Source organism: Bacillus sp. FJAT-29937 (assembly GCF_001509555.1).
Taxonomy (GTDB): Bacteria; Bacillota; Bacilli; order Bacillales; family Cytobacillaceae; genus Cytobacillus.
The window spans coordinates 562491-581584 of the sequence record NZ_LMAS01000003.1; the positions used below are offsets into that span (position 1 = coordinate 562491).

Consider the following 19094-nt stretch of genomic DNA (forward strand, 5'->3'; position numbering starts at 1 on the left):
GTGAAAACTAACTCCTAAAAAGGTTGGTGATCACATGCTTAAGCTCATTTATTCGCTGATGATGGTACTTGCGATCTCGCCGATCTGGCCTCTTGGGCAAAACCCGGTGCCAGGCGATCCTTTTATCATAGTCAACAAAAAAACAAATGAAGTTGCTTTTATTCATGATAATAAAGTTCAAACAGTGATCGCTGCGGCAACAGGCAAGAAAGAAGATTTAACACCTGAAGGTTTTTTTACGATTACGGTAAAAGCGAAGGATCCTTATTATCGGAAAAAAGATATTAAAGGCGGGGATCCCGAGAATCCTTTAGGAACAAGGTGGATTGGTTTTGATGCAGCGGAAACCGATGGAAGAATGTATGGAATCCATGGCACAAATAATCCGGCATCCATTGGAAAATATGTTTCCCAAGGCTGTATCCGCCTGCAAAATGAAGCAGTCGAATCTTTATATGATTTGGTTCCAGTCGGCACGAAAATATTAATTGTTACCTCTCCGAATGATTTCGAAGATATTGGGCGTTCCTACGGGGCGATTCAATGAAAAAAGCAGTGGATTTCTTCCACTGCTTTTTAAATTCTATCAGAAAAGAAATGAGGCTCCAACTAACAATGAAGATGCCAGCATTGCAAAAATCATTAAATATACGATGATTTTACGTGCTTTTTTATTAGACAAAATAATTCCCCCTTGAATCTATATTCTCTTACTTACATTTTACTAGGAAAAATCAAAATGAACAACCGCTCGAATTCGAAAGGATTTTTCGACATATTTAGAGAATACATAATATGACGGTTTTTTTGCAACTTCCAGGCTTGTGTTAAAAAGTCCAATTCAGGATGGATGTTTCACTTTAGTATAGAAACGATTATAATTTTAAAAGGATAGCAATTGGAGGGGAACATATGATTAAAAAGATTGATCATATCGGAATTGCAGTTCGCTCACTTGAGGAGGCACTGCCGTTCTATACAGACATTCTAAAGCTTCCTCTGCTTGGCATTGAAGAGGTGGAAAGTGAAAAGCTTAAAGTTGCTTTCCTGGGAGCCGGAGATACGAAGCTCGAGCTATTGGAGCCGACTAATCCTGAAAGCGCTGTCGCAAAATTTATCGAGCATCGCGGAGAAGGTCTTCATCATGTAGCATTAGGTGTGGAATCCATCCAGGATCGGATTAATGAAATGAAGGAAAAAGGAATATCCATGCTGAATGAAGTTCCAAAAATAGGGGCAGGTGGAGCACAGATCGCCTTTATGCATCCAAAATCTACAGGAAAAGTGCTTTATGAATTGTGCGAAAGGAAAGGATGAATGAGGATCATGGCAGACATCTATGAAAAGATTAACGAATTATATGACCGCAGAAGAGAAATTGAACTTGGCGGGGGGGATGAAAGAATTGCAAAGCAGCATGAGAAGGGGAAGCTAACGGCAAGAGAGCGAATTGATTTACTTGTTGATCCAGGGACTTTTGTTGAACTAAATCCGTTTATTGAGCATCGCTGTACGGATTTTGGACTGGAAGGACAAAAGGGGCCTGGGGACGGAGTTGTAACTGGGTACGGAAAAGTAAATGGCAGACCAATTTTTCTATTTTCTCAGGATTTCACGGTTTTCGGGGGAGCACTTGGTGAAATGCATGCGAAAAAAATTGCTAATGTGATGGATTTAGCTGCCAAAAATGGGGCGCCATTTGTTGGCTTGAATGATTCTGGCGGTGCGAGAATTCAAGAAGGTGTTGTATCATTAGACGGATATGGCCATATCTTTTACCGAAATTCAATTTATTCTGGTGTGATCCCACAAATCTCCGTCATCATGGGCCCATGTGCGGGTGGAGCAGTCTACTCGCCTGCGATCACTGACTTTGTTTTCATGGTTGAAAATACGAGCCAAATGTTTATTACAGGACCTAAAGTAATTGAAACGGTTACAGGGGAGCAAATATCTGCTGAGGATTTAGGCGGAGCAAACGTACATAATACGATTAGCGGCAATGCGCATTTTAAAGGCAAGACAGAAGCGGAGGTCATCGAACAAGTTCGCCATTTACTAAGCTATTTGCCGCAAAACAATGAGGAAAAGCCACCAATGCTGCTTGTAGACAATGAGGACGATTATCGTCCGGACTTAACAGATGTCATCCCGTTCGATGCTGTACGTCCTTATGATGTACGGAAGGTTATAGAACAGGTAGTAGATCATGAGTCCTTTACGGAGATTCATCAGGACTTTGCAAAAAACATTGTTGTTGGCTTAGCGAGAATAAAGGGTGAAGTCGTTGGTCTTGTCTGCAATCAGCCGAAATTCATGGCTGGCGGCCTTGATATCGATTCATCTGATAAGGCTGCGAGATTTATTCGTTTCTGTGATTCCTTTAATATTCCGATTATCACTTTTGAGGATGTAACAGGCTTTTTCCCTGGTGTTAAACAAGAGCATGGGGGAATTATCCGCCACGGTGCCAAGATTTTATACGCTTATTCGGAAGCAACTGTTCCAAAGCTAACCGTCATCTTGCGAAAGGCTTTTGGAGGGGCATATGTGGCTTTGAATAGTAAGGCGATTGGTGCTGACCTTGTTTTTGCTTGGCCGAATGCAGAGGTTGCAGTTATGGGGCCTCAAGGGGCGGCTAATATTATTTTCGCTCGGGAAATTCAAAACAGTGAAGATCCGGAGGCAACTAGAGCACAGAAAATTGAAGAATACCGTGAAAAATTTGCTAATCCATATGTTGCGGCAAGCAGAGGGATGGTTGATGATGTCATTGACCCTCGTGAAACAAGAATCAAACTCATTCAAGCCCTTGAGATGCTGCGGAATAAGCAGGAATCCAGACCGAAGAAGAAACACGGAAACATTCCGCTTTAAAATTGAATTTATAATAGACAGATACTTAATGTGAATAATTGGAGGAAAAAAGAATGATTAATGAGGAACGTTTGCTTAACGAATTTTTGGAGCTAGTCCAAATAGATTCAGAAACAAAATATGAAGCTGAAATTGCAAAAGTTTTAAAACAAAAGTTTTCTGACTTAGGTGTAGAGGTATTTGAGGATGATACGACAGCACAGACAGGGCACGGTGCAGGCAATTTGATTTGCACGCTTCATGGGACAAAAGAGGGAGTAGACACAATCTATTTCACCTCCCATATGGATACAGTTGTTCCGGCTAAAGGGGTTAAACCATCGATTAAGGACGGCTATGTTGTTTCAGATGGGACAACCATACTTGGAGCAGATGATAAAACTGGACTTGCTGTTATGCTTGAAATTATAAAAGTTCTTAAAGAACAAAGCATTCCACATGGCACTATCCAATTTATCATTACGGCTGGGGAAGAGTCTGGCCTTGTTGGTGCAAAGGCACTTGATCCATCACTAATGACAGCCAAGTATGGCTACGCGCTAGACAGCGATGGCAAAGTTGGAAACATTATTGTTGCTGCACCAACACAAGCAAAGGTGTTAGCAACCATTCATGGGAAAACAGCTCACGCTGGCGTTGCTCCAGAAAAAGGGGTTTCAGCCATCACAATTGCTGCAAAAGCGATTTCAAGAATGCCTTTAGGCCGAATTGACGAGGAAACAACAGCTAATATTGGCCGTTTTGAAGGGGGAACTCAAACGAATATCGTATGCGACCGCGTGGATATTTTAGCCGAGGCCCGCTCTTTAGTGAATGAAAAAATGGAAGCTCAGGTCCGTAAAATGAAGGAAGCATTCGAGAGTGCTGCTGAAGAAATGGGTGGAAAAGCAGATGTTGAAATTAAAGTCATGTACCCGGGCTTTAAATTTGGAGAAGGCGATCATGTTGTCGAAGTTGCCAGAAAAGCTGCAGCAAAAATCGGCCGCAGCTGTGAGTTATTGAAAAGCGGGGGAGGCAGCGATGCCAATGTCATTGCCGGTTTCGGCATCCCAACAGTCAACCTTGCTGTCGGCTATGAAGAAATTCACACGACTAATGAGCGTATGCCAATCGAGGAATTGAATAAATTGGCGGAAATGGTGATTGCCATCATTGAGGAAGTTGCGGCTCAGTAATGACATGTATATGGGTATAAAAGCAATATTTTCTTCCAAAACACCTCTCCCTTTAGTAATATAAGGATAGGGGAAATTACCCACTAGATTAGGAGGGGTTGCATTTGGGAGAGACGAATAAAGTGGTTGTGTTTCAAGTAGGAAATGAAGAATATGCGATTCCGATTCGATTTGTCATTTCAATAGAAAAAATAGAAGGAATTACGCCGATCCCTCATCTGCCTGAATATGTGAATGGAATTTTTAAAGTAAGAGGAGATTTGATCCCTGTTATCGATTTTGAAAGAGTTCTATATAATCAGCCTACAAGGTCAAATGAAACAACAAAGATTATTGTCTTGCAGACAAATGATCTGTCAATCGGAGTCATTGTCAAGGATGCCAAGGAAATCATCGACATTCCGCCTGATAAATTAAAGCAGCTTGGGCTGATCGCATACAAAAAAACAACCTATTTTACGGGTATTGCTAATTTAGATTCTCGAATTATTACTTTAATAGATCCTTCGCAAATGGTCCAATCATTAGAAGGAATCAAGCAAATTCAAGAATTTATGAAATCACAGAAAGTTACATAATATTTTCAAACAGGGGATGATTGGCCATCCTCTGTTTTTTTTAACCTTGCAAGATGAAGGAGCCTTAATGATTTGGTAAAATAGTATCAGAATAAGTAAAGGGAAGTGTCAGCATGAAACAAATGTATCCGAAAAATGGCCGAGTCATTTTACATGTTGATATGAATAGTTTCTATGCGTCAGTCGAAATGGCATATGATCCCACATTAAAAGGGAAGCCGCTTGCAATCGCAGGGAATCCCGCCGAAAGGAGAGGGATCATTGTAACATGCAGCTATGAGGCAAGAAGCTTTGGTGTTCGAACAACTATGCCGCTTTGGGAGGCGAAAAAGCTTTGCCCGCAGCTTATTGTTAAAAAGCCGAATTTTGATAGATATCGTGCCGCTTCCATCGGAATGTTTGAGATTCTTAATGAATATTCTGAACTTGTTGAACCCGTTTCGATTGATGAAGGTTATATTGATATAACAAATAGCTATGAGCACGGAACACCGCCCGAAATTGCCGAGAAAATTCAAAAGCAAATTTTAAATCAGCTTGATTTGCCTTGCAGTATTGGGATTTCCCCAAATAAATTTTTGGCAAAAACCGCATCTGATATGAAAAAACCAATGGGTATTACCGTTTTAAGGAAAAGAGATGTCCCTGCTATTCTTTGGCCTTTGGAAGTTGAAAGCATGCATGGAGTCGGAAGGAAAACGGGAGAAAAATTGCGGAGCATACATATTCAAACGATTGGAGATCTAGCAGCCGCCAATGATATCCAGCTTAAATCGGCACTCGGGATCAATGGCCTTCGTTTAAAGGAAAGGGCAAATGGGATTGATCGAAGAATGGTCGATCCAGAAGCCGCCTCTGAATTCAAAAGTGTAGGGAATTCTACTACTCTGCCGCGAGACTACTTTAATCAGCAAGAGCTGCTTCATGTAATAGAGGATCTTGCAGGAACCGTTTCCACTCGGCTCAAAAGAAAAAAGGTTCTTGCTGCTTCTTTAAGTATCATGATTCGTTATAAGGATAGAAAAACAGTGACAAGAAGCAAAAAGCTATCAAACCCGATTCAAAAAAGCGAAGATATTTTTGCAGCCGCAAAGCAATTATTTTTAAAACATTGGAATGGCGACCCTGTAAGGCTGCTGGGAGTTACAGGCATGGAATTAGTGGAACATAATGAAGCGGTTAAACAGCTTGATCTATTTAGCTATGAAACGGAAGCGAAGAAGGAACCGTTGTTTGAGGCCCTCTCTCATTTGCGTGAAAAATATGGGGCGCAGATAATTGATACGGCTGCCGGCATGCCGGAAATAAAAAAGCAACAGCAAGGAATCGGAACAGAGACTAGCTTTAATAAGGATTTTCTTCATGATTTATCTACACATTCAGATCAAGAAAAAGAGTAGAAAGATTTAGCTAGTTGTTATCCAATGGAAAGGGTATGGTATAGTAAAAAAATAATGAGCTGTAACTGAAAAAGGAGAATATTTATGGATGTTTTTTTCTTAGGAACAGGTGCCGGTATGCCTGCTAAGGCGAGAAATGTAACTTCTATCGTGTTAAAGCTGCTGGAGGAACGAGGATCCATCTGGCTATTCGATTGTGGAGAAGCTACTCAGCACCAAATTTTACATACATCAATTAAGCCTCGAAGAATTGAAAAAATATTTATTACACATCTTCACGGCGATCATATTTATGGTTTGCCTGGTTTGCTTTCAAGCCGTTCCTTTCAAGGCGGAGAATCGGAGGTATCCTTATATGGACCAAAGGGCATAAAAGATTATGTGGAAGTATCTCTATCCATTAGCCAAACTTATTTAAAATATCCTCTAGAAATTATTGAAATAGATGAAGGGATCATTTTTGAAGATGAGGAATTTATCGTTGAAGCACGTCTTCTTGAGCATGGAATTCCTTCATATGGTTATAGAATTGTGGAAAAGGATCGACCTGGAACTCTCCTAGCGGACAAGCTCCTAGAGGCAGGCATAAAGCCAGGACCTCTTTATAAAAGGATTAAAAATGGGGAGAGGGTCGTTCTTGATGATGGCCGTGTTATTCATCCATCTGAATTCTTAGGACCAGAGCAAAAGGGAAGAATCGTGACAATCCTTGGAGATACTCGAAAATGTGAGGCGGCTATTGAATTGGCTAATGGGGCAGATTTGCTTATTCATGAAGCAACCTTTTCTGCGGGTGAGGAACATCTTGCCTATGAATATTATCATTCCACAACAACACAAGCAGCAGAGGTTGCGAAATCAGCAGGTGCAAAAAAGCTTTGCCTGACACATATCAGTTCGCGCTACGATCGAAAGGATTGGCTAAGATTAGTTCAAGAATCGGAAGCTATTTTCCCAAATACCGAAATGGCAAATGACTTTAAAGAGCTCTCTGTAGCAGTTGAGAAAAGTAATTAAACTTTCTTATTGACATAATATATTGGCATAATATTTGATTTCTGGAGGAAGCAAGATGCAGCATGATGAACAGTGGTCTTCGAAAATAGGTTTTATTTTAGCTTCAGCGGGTTCGGCAATTGGACTCGGCGCGATTTGGAAGCTTCCGTATGTAACAGGGGTGAGCGGAGGCGGTGCCTTTATTTTATTATTTCTAATATTTTCCCTGCTAATAGGTTTTCCGCTTCTTCTTGGTGAATTTGTCATTGGTCGCAGTACTGGAAAAGAAGCGATTTCAGCTTATAAAGCGATTGCCCCAAAGTCAAAATGGCATTGGATTGGCTATTTAGGTGTGTTTACATGCTTTCTGTTATTATCCTTTTATAGTGTCATCGGCGGCTGGATTATAAAATATTTGTACTATAATATTTCGGATATTGTCGGAGCACAAGGAAGTGTCGATTATGAATCCCTGTTTGGCACAACTGTATCCAGCCAAGTTTCAGTTGTTATTTCCCAGGCCATCTTCCTTATCATTACGATCATGGTAGTTGCTAGAGGCGTACAAGCAGGAATTGAGAAAATTAGTAAAATCATGATGCCTGCTTTGTTTATATTATTTATTATCTTAATAATCCGCTCACTTACATTGAATAACGCAATGGAAGGAGTAAGTTTCTTCTTAAAACCTGACTTTTCAAGCTTAACGTCAGAAAGCGTTCTTTATGCAATGGGGCAATCATTTTTCTCATTGAGTGTTGGTGTTTCAGTCATGGTCACCTATAGCTCTTATTTATCCAAAAAGGAAAACCTGCTTCAGCCGGCATTATCTGTCGTCATCATGAATCTTTTTATTTCGCTTCTTGCTGGGCTGGCTATTTTTCCGGCTGTTTTCTCTTTAGGATTTGAGCCAACAGCAGGACCGGGGCTTCTATTTATTGTTTTGCCATCTGTTTTCGACCAAATTATTTTTGGGAAATGGTTTTTGCTGCTATTCCTTGCTTTGTTCTTATTTGCAACGCTTACGTCTGCATTCTCTATGTTAGAAATCGTTGTCGCAGCAGTCAACAGCAAAAAGGGAAAAGGAAGAGGCTCGAAAGCCTGGATGATTGGTACAGCTATTTTTATTGTTGGGATCCCATCAGCTTTATCTTTTAGTACGCTTTCAGACATATCATTTTTCGGAAAAAGCATTTTCGACAGCGCAGACTTTCTAGTCAGCAATATTTTAATGCCTACTGGTGCATTTCTGATTTCTATTTTCGTTTCTTTTAAAATGAAAAAAGATTTATTAAGAAGTGAATTGATTCAAGGATCAAAAGGATTCCATCTAATTTTTACTGTGTGGTTTTTACTGATGCGATATGTCGTTCCGCTTGTCATTCTTATTGTATTTATTGATTCTTTAGGAATTTTTAAAAAGATGTAGATGAAAAGCAGGCAGCGGAAATTTATTTGCGAAAAAGAACAAAACAGGATGGAGTTACCCCCATCCTGTATTATTATTTAGACCAGCCCACTCATATTGTTAGGCAGGTCTACCCCTAAAGAAATCCCCTAACCCAAAAAAAATATTTAAAAACTTCGTTATATTTTAAAAGTATTTTCTTAGTGGTCATTACAACCGTCTTTACAAAGCGGTTGTACAATTTCCCTACATACAACGCTTTCTATTAACTAAACTATTGCTGCGCGAAACTGTACATTCAGTTCTTCAAATAGTTTACAAAATAGTATATATAGATCGTTTGTATAATTTATTCCGAAAATTCACAAAAGTTAGTATTGACTAATTTTTACGAAAATGGTTTAATGATACCCAAGTGGTAGGGTCACTGCGCCTGAGATGATCCTACTCCTAAATTTCATATTTAATTATGATGAAGGAGGCAAAAAACAGCGAATTTGAAAAAGATGATTGCCATTCTTATAGGATCATTCCAACACCTATTTTGTAATTTTGTGAAAGATTTTAAAACTATCGGTAATACCACATACTTGTTGTCCGAACATAATGTCGAAGACTGGATTTCGTAAAATTGCTTTCCAGGTTCACATAAATTTGTTCGGCTTCAAATTATAAGGAGGTCAGTACGAGATGGGAAATCAACAACAAATACCCACGCTAGATAGAAACCTTTATGGCGATTCCCAGACAGGTAAGCAAAGAGAAAACGTGCAGCCACAACAAATATTATCCGTAAAAAATGTAAAGATTGGGTACGAAGTTGAAAATGAATTTAACCTAGTAATCAATGATATTAGCTTTGATATTCGGTCTGGAGAAACAATCATGATGATCGGACCTTCGGGATGTGGAAAATCGACTTTGTTAAAGACGATTGCTGGATTTAACAAGCCTATCGCTGGCGATATTTTACTTGCGGGACGTACTGACCTAGAGCCTGGGCCTGACCGTGCTGTTGTCTTTCAGGAGCATGATCAACTTTTTCCTTGGCGAACAGTTTTCGATAATTTAGTTTATTCACTAAGGGTCACCGGTCGGAAAAAAAGTGAAGCCATTGAAAGCGCAAAATACTACCTTGAAATGACAAATCTTGCAAGGGCTCATGATCTATTTCCACATCAGTTGTCTGGTGGTATGAAACAACGTGTAGCCATTGCACGTGCTCTCGCCCTTGAACCTTCAATGCTCTTGATGGATGAACCATTTGGTGCTTTGGATGCGCTTACACGCACTCGCTTACAGGAAGAGCTAAGGTTAATTGCTGAAAAAACACGTGTGACTATCTTTTTTGTCACTCATAGTATTGAAGAGGCAGTGCTTCTCGCTGATCGAATCATCGTACTTACTCATCCACCATCGTATATTGCTGAAATTGTCAATGTTTCAGATAAGGCCAAAAACTTGGAAAGCGACGAATCCATCGAGATACAACAACACTTGCGTAAACTATTAGGAAGCTAGATTAATAGGGGGTGACAAATATGTCGATAGAAAGTAAGGTTCTTAAAGAAGCGCCAGTGAAAAGTAAAGTAAAAGGAAATAATTTTTCATGGTCCCAGCTACCCGCATGGGCAAGACAAACAACTCTTTTAGTCGTTATTCTGCTATTGTGGCAAATTACTTTTAAGGTTATGGATATAAACCCTTTACTCTTATCAAGCCCTTCCGAAATAGGTAAAGTGTTCTGGCAAAATTGGATAAATGGAACTCTCTTGAGCGTAACTGTAGCTACAATGAAAATATTACTTCTCGGTATGTTTATAGGGATTGTTGTTGCTGCAATATTAACTACTCTTGCTACTTGGACGCAAATAGGAAATGATTTACTTACATTACTTACGGCGGTATTAAATCCAATTCCGGCAATAGGTGTGTTGCCTCTAGCAATTATTTGGTTTGGCCTAACCCCTACTTCTCTAGTTTTTGTACTGGCTAATGCAATCACATGGCCAATTGCAATCAATGTTAGCATGGGTTTTCGCACGGTTTCTCCAACAATTCTAATGGTAGGGAGAAATTTGGGACTGCGCGGATGGAGATTGGTAAAAGACGTTTACATGCCAGCTGCGTTACCTCATATGATCTCTGGTCTAAAGACAGGATGGGCATTTGGCTGGCGGACCATTATTGCTGCTGAGTTGGTTTTTGGTGTTGCGGGCAGCGGAGGCGGTCTTGGCTTTTTTATCAGTCAGGCGCGTTTCTTCTTGAAAATTCCTGATATGTTTGCCGGTCTTGTGACGATTTCTTTGATTGGGATATTGTTTGATGTGTTGTTCAACCAAATTGAGAAGAAAACTGTTATCAGGTGGGGTATGAAGGCTCAAGGTAAATAAACAAATCTTCAGTATATCGGAAATTAGAAAAGGGGTGTTGATTGATGTTGAAAGTTCGGGGTTCAAAGAAAAATTCCATTATTATGGTTATAGTATTCACGATGATTCTAGTTCTTGCTGGATGCGGCGGAGGTTCGGCTGAACCGGCTAGCCAAAAAGATGGCGATAAAAATGTTGCCAAACAAAACATGACCATTGTTGTTCAGCCGGGTCTTGGATATGCTCCATTAACTATTTTACGCGAAATGGCTTGGCTTGATGAAGAACTTCCTAATGTGAATATTGAATGGAAAACCTTGGCTTCGGGTGCTGCGATTAGAGATGGTCTCCTTGCCGGTCAAATTCAAGTTGGTGCAGGCGGAATTGGTCCCTTTCTTCTCGGTTGGGATAAGGGAGTAAAATGGAAAATTTTGAGCTCAATGGACAACATGGAGTTATGGCTTATGGGTAAAGATCCAAACAAACAAAGTTTAAAAGACTTCGGCCCAAAAGATCAAATTGCGATGCCCGGGCTGGATTCAATTCAATCTGTTGTTTTACGAAAAGGTGCGCTTGAAGAACTGGGTGACGCAAGAGGTTTAGATGAAAATATGGTCGCATTAGAGCATCCAACCGCTATGCAAGCACTCTTAAGTGATCAAATTGCTGCGCATCTTACTGCCCCGCCATACCAAATGCAAGAGGAAGCCGAGGGTGCACACATCATTTTAAAAAGCTATGATCTTTTCGGGGAACATACCTTCAATAGTATTTGGGTTACAGAAGATTACTATAACGCTAATCGCGAAACAATGGATGTTTTATACAAAAACGTTCAACGAGCGATTGATTTGCTAAACGATGATCCGGTTCAAGCAGCCGAAATTCTTTCAAAAGATTCCGATGGCAAACCTTCGGCAGAACAGTACAAAGAATGGATAACGCAAGACTATATTAAGTATACTTCCAAGCCTAATGGATTCATCAATTTTGCTGAGGTCATGAAGGAATTGAAAATGATCGACAAAATCCCTGCTTGTGAGGATATCCTGCATGAGAATCTAGGCAAACCTGGTGATTGCTGATGGTTGTACGAATAGTTTTCAAAAGATAAATTAAATTTATTTTGAGGGAGGGTATACCATGAAAGTATTGGTCACCGAAGTAATGTGGGAAGAAGGACTTGTGGAATTGAAAAGGCTGGGCTTTGATGTTCATTACGACCCACATTTATGGGATGACCGCGGGGCCCTTCTTTCGCAGGTCAATGATGTTGATGCACTCATCGTACGGAATCAAACAAAGGTTGATAAAGAACTGCTTGAGAAGGCTCCTGAATTAAAGGTAATTGGCAGGTTAGGAGTCGGTTTGGAAAACATTGCTGTAGACGATGCGAAAAAACGCGGCATTCAAACGGTTGTTCCTCGTTTTGCGAATGCCACCTCTGTTGCAGAATATGTAATGGCGGCAATATTGATGGCGAACCGGCCGCTTTTTTTAGCAAATGAGGATGTTAGAAAAGGAAACTGGGACCGGAAGCAACATACGGGCAGGGAAATTTTTCATAAAGTGATTGGGCTCGTTGGGCTCGGCGAAATTTCCCACCGCGTTGCGAAACGGGCAAAAGCGTTCGGCATGAATGTAATCGGATACGATCCTTTTTTAACCTCACATGATCATATCGTTGCAGAAACATCAGTTCAATTGAAACATACGTTGGAAGATGTGTTAAGCTCAGCTGACTTTATTTCCATACATGTTCCACTTACCTCATCAACAAAAAATTTAATATCTGAGTCACAGCTATCGTCCATGAAACAATCGGCTTATATAATAAACACTTCTAGGGGTGGTATTATAGATGAAGAAGCCCTTTACTGCGCATTGAAAGAAGGAACGATTGCGGGAGCATATTTAGATGTTTTGGAGTCGGAGCCGATCGATCAGATGAACCCGCTGCTGCAATTAGACAACGTCATTTTTTCACCACATATTGCCGGGCTGACGACCGAGTCTCAAGTTCGGATATCCTTATTAGTTGCACAAGAGGTTGGAAAAGTGCTTGATGGGAAAGCATCGCTATGTCTTGTATAAGGGTGGCAAGATCAGATTGCGAAAAAAAATCATAAAACAGGATGGAGTAATTCCCCATCCTGTTTTATTTTTTATACCCAGCCCCGCTCATATTGCTTCGGCGGTTCGATTTTTACTCCGAGCTCTTTGGCAGCAGTTCTCGGCCAATATGGATCCCGCAGAAGCTCGCGTCCGATAAAGATTAAATCAGCGCGATTATTTTGCAGGATCTCTTCGGCGTGAAGAGGGGATGTGATTAAACCGACTGCGCCTGTTGATAGATCAGCAGCTTTTTTAATTTTTTCGGCAAACGGTACTTGGTAGCCTGGATACGTATGTATTCTAGCAGGAACAACCGCACCCGAACTGCAATCAATCAGGTCAACGCCTTGCTCCTTCATCCAGCCTGCCATGAGAACATAATCGTCCACTTTTAAGCCTTCTTCATGATAATCATTTGCTGATATTCTAACAAAAAGCGGTCCGTCCCAAACAGATTTAACGGCATTAATGATCTCACGCTGGAATAGATAACGATTTTCTGCAGAGCCCCCATATTGATCTGTTCTTTTGTTTGATAATGGGGAGAGAAATTCATTAATCAGGTAGCCGTGTGCCCCATGAATTTCTATGACATCAAAACCTGCTTTTTTTGCTCTTACAGCTCCTTGCTTAAATGCATCAATCGTGTCTTGAATGTCTTCGACCGACATGTCCTTCGGTGTTTTCATTTGTTCATTAAACGCGAGTGCAGAAGGGGCAATAATTTCTCCTTCAAGAACTGCTTTTCTCCCAGCATGGGCAAGCTGGATACCAGTTGCTGAGCCGTATTCCTTCATTAAATTAGTTAGCTCTTTTAGTCCCTCAATATGTTCATCGCTCCAAATTCCTAAATCATTCGGAGAAATTCGTCCTTGTGGCGTAACAGCTGTTGCTTCAATAATAATGAGCCCGACTTGACCGACAGCACGGCTTGTATAGTGAGTTCGATGCCAATTTTCCACCTTCCCGTCTTCATTCGGGCAAGAGTACATACACATTGGCGACATGACAATTCGATTTTTAAAGGTTGTGTTTTTAATTGTAAACGGGGAAAACAGCTTTGTATCCATAAAGAGCCTCCTTTTTTCCTTCATAAATAGTATATCAAGGAAGTTCCTTTTATAAAAAAATTCTGCCCCATCCCTTTTTAAGTGCTCCGCTTTTACACGCTAATTTCGGAACCGAATGCTTTCCCAAGTCTTTTTGACTGTGCAGCAGCTTCTTTAATGCAATCAATAAACGCATTTTGTACACTGTAGGAGTCCAAAATTTTAATTCCTGCTTCAGTTGTTCCGCCTGGGCTCGTCACCTCTTTACGAAGTTGCTTTGGCTCTTTCGCTGACTTTGAGAGCATTTCAGCCGCACCAAGTAATGTTTGCACAATCAATTCCTTCGCAACCGTTTTTTCAAGTCCGATGTCCATTGCACTTTTTTCCATTGCTTCCGCGAGATAGTATATATAGGCTGGCCCGCTGCCTGACAATCCAGTGACTGCGTCAAGCTGCTCTTCCTGCACAATCGTCGTTAGGCCAACGGTTTCAAACATTTTCGAAACTAGCCTCATTTGCTCGTTCGATACTTTATCATTTATGGCAAGTGCAGTTGCGGATTTTCCTACAGCTGCAGATGTATTCGGCATCGCTCTCACAACAGCGAGTGGCTTTTCCGCCAGCTTTTCAATACTGCTTATTCCTACTCCAGCTAAAACGGATATCACAAGGATTTCTTCTGTTAAGTAATTCTTTATTCGTGAAATGGCTTCTGCCGCATCTTTAGGCTTCATTGCGAGAAAAACAATATCAGTATCTTGAAAAATCTCATCTAATTGATAAGTTGATTGGACTCCGTAGCGGTTCTGAAGCTCAGTTAATTTTTCTTGATCAGCCTTATTTGTAACCCAAATCCTTTTGCTATCAACTAATTTATTTTCAACTAAACCAGAAATTAATGCTTCTGCCATTGACCCTGCACCGATAAAAGCTATCTTCTTCATGTTGTGACCCTCCTTAAATTAATAGTTATTGTTTTATTAAACAGTAGTTATGAACGTTCAGAGAAAATAAAAAAAGCCCTCTCATCCATGTAAAGGACGAAAGGACTTTTGCTTTTCGTGGTACCACCTTAATTACCCTTTTCAAGAAGGGCATATTCTTGAAAAAGGCATCTCAATTCCGTTAACGCCGGAAGCTCGTTTAGGTTTTCCTAACTGCTCATAAGGTAGGTTTCAATGGTCAAGTGGACGGTGAAGCCTTTCAGCCGCTGAGCTTCACTCTCTTTCGCCGTTATCCATTTACTGGCCTTATTCATCGCTTTTTTCTTGTCTTTAATTGATCAGACACAAATGGCGTCTTTCAAATATATTAATTGTGATTATGGGGGAGGACAGGAGTGTTTGTCAAGGGTAATTTTATATTTTTTTGAAAAGAGGGATTTTTCAATTATTTATTTTGGCAGCCTAACTTGCAAGTGAAATTAGGAAGAAAGGTATTTCATATAGAAAAACTGAGTAGAACATCCCATAAGGTTGCTAGTCTTATAATATCATTTTTGGAAAAGTATATAAAATTTACATAAAAGCAATTGTACAGTTAATAGAGCCATGCTTAACTTGAAGTGAAATAGATTTTGCCAAAATAATAGAGTCTGGAGGAGATTGAATGATAGGAAGGCTTCAGAAAAAAACGGTCAGCATTGTAGTAACTCTCACTATGATTTTCAGCTTGTTTGTTCCTTTTCATGTTTCAAAAGCCGCTGGGACTATAACCGTTGCAGAGGCCATCGCCAATAATAGCGGAGAGGGGACAGTGGAGGGGTATATTGTAGGGGTTACGATTAATGTAGGTAAGTATCAGCATACCGGGCCATTTACGGTTAACACCAATATTGCCATTGCTGATTCTGCAAATGAAACGGATGTTAAGATGATTTTGCCTGTGCAGCTGACATCTGGATCAATTAGAAATGAACTAAATCTTGCTGCCCATCCAGAAAATCTCGGAAAGAAAATCCAAATTACAGGAAGCTTAGAAGCTTATTTCAGCGTACCTGGATTAAAAAATCCATCTTCCTATTCCTTTGATGAAGTGACAGAGCCAAATAATGTTCGCATTCATGACATTCAAGGTGCTGGCCACTATTCCCCATATGCGGATCAAAACGTCGCTGGTGTTGAGGGGATCGTTACAAAGGTTGTTGACGGAAGTAATTTTTATATGCAAGACTTGCAGCTGGATAATGACCCTAATACATCTGAAGGGATTTTAGTTTATAAGAGAACCCATGGAGTTAAAGTAGGGGATGTTGTCAAAGCTAGCGGTCAGGTGAAGGAATGGGTTTTAGAAGGCTATGCGGAAAAACTGCAAACAGACCTTCCTGTTACTGAAATAAATGCTTCCCATATCCAAATCATTGCAAGCAACCAAACGCTTCCGGCACCGGTTGTAATCGGCGTTGACCGGATGCTTCCTTTAGAAGTTATTGATAATGATCGTTTCGAGAATTTTGATCCTGACGAAGATGGAATTGACTTTTTTGAAAGCTTAGAGGGGATGCTTGTACAAATAAATAACCCTAAAGTAGTTGCTCCACAAAACTATGGTGAAGTCATTGTTGTTCCAGAAAATGTTCTAACAAATACGACAGCTGGCGGGTTGCGTATTACGGAGACTGATTATAACCCAGAAAGAATAACCATTGATATCAACGACACTAGATTCGTTGCCAAAATGGGCGATCATTTTCAAGGCTCGATTCAAGGCGTTGTCAGCTATGGCTTCAGCAACTATAAAGTATTAAGTGACCGTGCAGCATTGCCATCTCTTATTGAAGGTTCGAATGTAAGGGAAACAACACCGATTCTATTTGATGAAAATAAATTAACGATTGCGTCTTACAATGTTGAAAACTTTTCAACAAAAACAGATGATTCAAAGGTTACTAGACTGGCAGAAGCCATTGTAACGAATATGAAGCAGCCGGATATTATCGGCTTGACAGAGGTTCAGGATAATGATGGATCAACAGATAGCGGAACGACTGACGCAGATTTGAGTGCGGCGAAATTGATTGATCGAATTGTTTCACTTGGCGGACCAAAATACACATATACAGATATTGCACCGGAAGATAAAGCAGATGGCGGGCAGCCAGGCGGAAATATTCGTGTAGGCTTCCTTTATAATGAGGAACGTGTTTCGCTAGTTCCAGGTACGAAAGGAATGGCCACTCAAGCAGTTGGATTTGAAGATGGCAAGCTTACGTTAAATCCTGGACGCATCGATCCAACGAAACTTGCTTTTGAATCCAGCCGTAAACCATTAGCAGCCCAGTTCGAATTTAATGGCGAAAATATCATTGTCGTTGCTAACCATTTTAACTCTAAAGGCGGGGACCTTCCTCTGTTTGGAAAAGTGCAGCCTCCTATCTTAAATAGTGAAGTCCAGCGCATGCAAATTGCTGCGATTGTAAACAATTTTGTCAAGGAGGTTCAAGCAAAAGATCCGAATGCAAACATTGTGTTGCTTGGTGATTTTAATGATTTCGAATTCTCAAATCCGTTGCAAGTTCTTAAAGGGCAGGAATTGACAAACATGATAGAAAAAGTTCCTGCAGAAGAACGTTATACGTATAACTATCAAGGAAATGCGCAAGTGCTGGATCATATTTTAGTATCAAATAATCTTGCTGCTTCAACAGAAGTGGATATTGTTCATATTAACTCTGGTTTCATGGAAGAGCATGGGCGTGCAAGCGATCATGACCCTGTTTTGATTCAAACGACATTGAAAGAGCCAACAAAACCAGAAGAGCAGAAGTATGACAAAGTGTATGATCTAGTCGGCTACAAAGCGAAGAAACTTGTTATTGGACCACATAATGCCTTAATCATTATGGATAAGACTTCCTCCATTACAGAGGGGATTTGGCTGAAAAAGTCAGCTACTCTAAAAGGGGAAGGCTTGAAGAAAACGACGGTTGTAGTCAGCTCTGCTCAAAAAGGCACTATTGTTGATTTAACTGGAACAGAAGTTAAAGAGGTACTGATTGAAAAGGATAAAGTGCAGGAAATAAGAGGAGCTGAAAACGTTCAATCTTGGTCAGTTGGTAAAAAGGTTGATACCTCTCATATTAAATTTACTAACTCAAAGGGAGAAGAAATTCCTTCTCCGTTCGCTCCAAAAGAAAACAAAGCACCTGTAATGGCAAAGCCTTTAGAAAAAATTACTGCTAAAATAGGCGAGCAAGTCTCGATCGAATTAGGTGAGCATTTCTCAGATCCAGATGGAGATCAATTGTCTTACACATCATCACTTGGAACTATCACTAACGGCTCCCGTCTTACTCTTTCAACTGAAGAAATTGGCACATTCTTAGTGGCGGTTACTGTTAAAGACGGAAATGGCGGTGAGTTAACAGCCCGCTTCTCGTTTACGGTAGTAGAGAAGGGACAATTTGATGGCTATTATGAATCAGCCTCAGGCAAAACTGGGGCAGATCTAAAGCTCGCTCTCCACAACATTATTCGGGAGCAAACGAAAATTTCTTATAGTAATGTATGGGATGCATTGAGAGAGACGGATGAGGATCCGAATAATAGTAACAATATTATATTGCTATATAAAGGGGAATCCCGTTCAAAGCTTGCGAACGGCGGGAATGTTGGTCAATGGAACCGCGAGCATGTTTGGGCGCAATCACATGGCGGGTTTGGAACGGGAATAGGACCGGGTACCGATATTCATCATCTTCGTCCAACTGATGTACAGATTAATAGTTCAAGAGGCAATCTCGACTTTAATAATGGCGGAACCCCAGTTAACGGCTGTGATGGCTGCTTCAGAACTTCGAATTCTTGGGAGCCGCCAGATAGAGTAAAGGGAGACGTTGCTAGAATGCTCTTCTATATGGCTGTTCGCTATGAAGGAACGAATGGCGAGATTGACTTAGAATTAAACGATAAAGTCGGGAATGGCTCGCAGCCATATCATGGCAAGCTATCTGTTCTACTTAAGTGGCATCTCCAAGATCCAGTAGATGATTTCGAACGAAACCGCAACAATATCATCTATGAAAAGTGGCAGCATAACCGAAATCCATTTATTGATCACCCCGAATGGGCGGAAATCATTTGGGGAGAGGCAAGCTAAACAGTGAATCTTGCCTAGGTAAATTAG

16 protein-coding genes are annotated in these 19094 nt (G+C 40.6%); 13 read left to right on the forward strand and 3 right to left on the reverse strand.

The features are described from left to right. The first annotated feature begins 34 nt into the window (after window positions 1-34). On the forward strand, window positions 35-547 hold the full coding sequence (locus AR328_RS09035) for a L,D-transpeptidase (protein WP_066293823.1): 513 nt from the start codon (window positions 35-37) through the stop codon (window positions 545-547). A 39-nt stretch (window positions 548-586) separates the two neighbouring features. Here AR328_RS09035 and prli42 read toward each other — a convergent pair whose 3' ends face one another. After that, on the reverse strand, window positions 587-682 hold the full coding sequence (gene prli42 / locus AR328_RS23295; RefSeq protein ID WP_156422666.1) for a stressosome-associated protein Prli42: 96 nt from the start codon (window positions 680-682) through the stop codon (window positions 587-589). A gap of 230 nt (window positions 683-912) precedes the next feature. Between prli42 and mce the strand changes: the two genes are divergently transcribed. The 11 genes from mce (at window position 913) to AR328_RS09090 (ending at window position 12900) form a co-directional block, all read left to right on the forward strand. Beyond that, window positions 913-1317, forward strand: coding sequence for a methylmalonyl-CoA epimerase (gene mce, locus AR328_RS09040; protein ID WP_066293834.1), 405 nt, complete (start codon window positions 913-915; stop codon window positions 1315-1317). Between the two features lie 9 nt (window positions 1318-1326). Continuing rightward, window positions 1327-2877 carry an acyl-CoA carboxylase subunit beta gene (locus AR328_RS09045; protein ID WP_066293840.1) on the forward strand — a complete coding sequence of 517 codons (1551 nt, stop codon included), beginning with the start codon at window positions 1327-1329 and terminating at the stop codon, window positions 2875-2877. A 53-nt stretch (window positions 2878-2930) separates the two neighbouring features. Then, the gene (locus AR328_RS09050; RefSeq protein WP_066293843.1) at window positions 2931-4052 is read left to right on the forward strand and encodes a tripeptidase T; all 1122 of its coding nucleotides are present in this window, start codon (window positions 2931-2933) and stop codon (window positions 4050-4052) included. Window positions 4053-4156: 104 nt separating this feature from the next. Beyond that, complete coding sequence (locus tag AR328_RS09055; RefSeq protein WP_066293846.1) at window positions 4157-4630, forward strand: chemotaxis protein CheW; 474 nt, start codon at window positions 4157-4159, stop codon at window positions 4628-4630. A gap of 113 nt (window positions 4631-4743) precedes the next feature. Next, window positions 4744-6030 carry a DNA polymerase IV gene (locus AR328_RS09060; RefSeq protein ID WP_066293849.1) on the forward strand — a complete coding sequence of 429 codons (1287 nt, stop codon included), beginning with the start codon at window positions 4744-4746 and terminating at the stop codon, window positions 6028-6030. Window positions 6031-6114: 84 nt separating this feature from the next. Then, entirely contained in the window at window positions 6115-7047 is a 933-nt protein-coding gene (rnz, locus tag AR328_RS09065; RefSeq protein WP_066293851.1) for a ribonuclease Z, read from the forward strand. A 55-nt stretch (window positions 7048-7102) separates the two neighbouring features. Continuing rightward, complete coding sequence (locus tag AR328_RS09070) at window positions 7103-8455, forward strand: sodium-dependent transporter (RefSeq protein ID WP_066293852.1); 1353 nt, start codon at window positions 7103-7105, stop codon at window positions 8453-8455. 747 nt (window positions 8456-9202) lie between these two features. Next, window positions 9203-9955, forward strand: coding sequence for an ABC transporter ATP-binding protein (locus AR328_RS09075; RefSeq protein ID WP_197414437.1), 753 nt, complete (start codon window positions 9203-9205; stop codon window positions 9953-9955). Between the two features lie 20 nt (window positions 9956-9975). After that, window positions 9976-10827: an ABC transporter permease gene (locus AR328_RS09080; protein ID WP_066293853.1), complete on the forward strand. Its 852-nt coding sequence runs from the start codon at window positions 9976-9978 to the stop codon at window positions 10825-10827. A 44-nt stretch (window positions 10828-10871) separates the two neighbouring features. Then, the gene (locus AR328_RS09085) at window positions 10872-11891 is read left to right on the forward strand and encodes an ABC transporter substrate-binding protein (protein WP_066293855.1); all 1020 of its coding nucleotides are present in this window, start codon (window positions 10872-10874) and stop codon (window positions 11889-11891) included. A gap of 58 nt (window positions 11892-11949) precedes the next feature. Next, the gene (locus AR328_RS09090; RefSeq protein ID WP_066293857.1) at window positions 11950-12900 is read left to right on the forward strand and encodes a hydroxyacid dehydrogenase; all 951 of its coding nucleotides are present in this window, start codon (window positions 11950-11952) and stop codon (window positions 12898-12900) included. Between the two features lie 71 nt (window positions 12901-12971). On the opposite strand, the gene namA is transcribed toward AR328_RS09090, so the two are convergent. Together namA and proC are read right to left on the reverse strand one after the other, a co-directional pair. Continuing rightward, entirely contained in the window at window positions 12972-13991 is a 1020-nt protein-coding gene (gene namA, locus AR328_RS09095; protein WP_066293860.1) for an NADPH dehydrogenase NamA, read from the reverse strand. A 92-nt stretch (window positions 13992-14083) separates the two neighbouring features. After that, the gene (gene proC, locus AR328_RS09100) at window positions 14084-14914 is read right to left on the reverse strand and encodes a pyrroline-5-carboxylate reductase (protein ID WP_066293863.1); all 831 of its coding nucleotides are present in this window, start codon (window positions 14912-14914) and stop codon (window positions 14084-14086) included. Window positions 14915-15578: 664 nt separating this feature from the next. On the opposite strand from proC, the gene AR328_RS09105 reads away from it, so the two are divergent. Continuing rightward, the gene (locus tag AR328_RS09105) at window positions 15579-19067 is read left to right on the forward strand and encodes an endonuclease (RefSeq protein ID WP_082677175.1); all 3489 of its coding nucleotides are present in this window, start codon (window positions 15579-15581) and stop codon (window positions 19065-19067) included. Window positions 19068-19094: the final 27 nt, after the last annotated feature.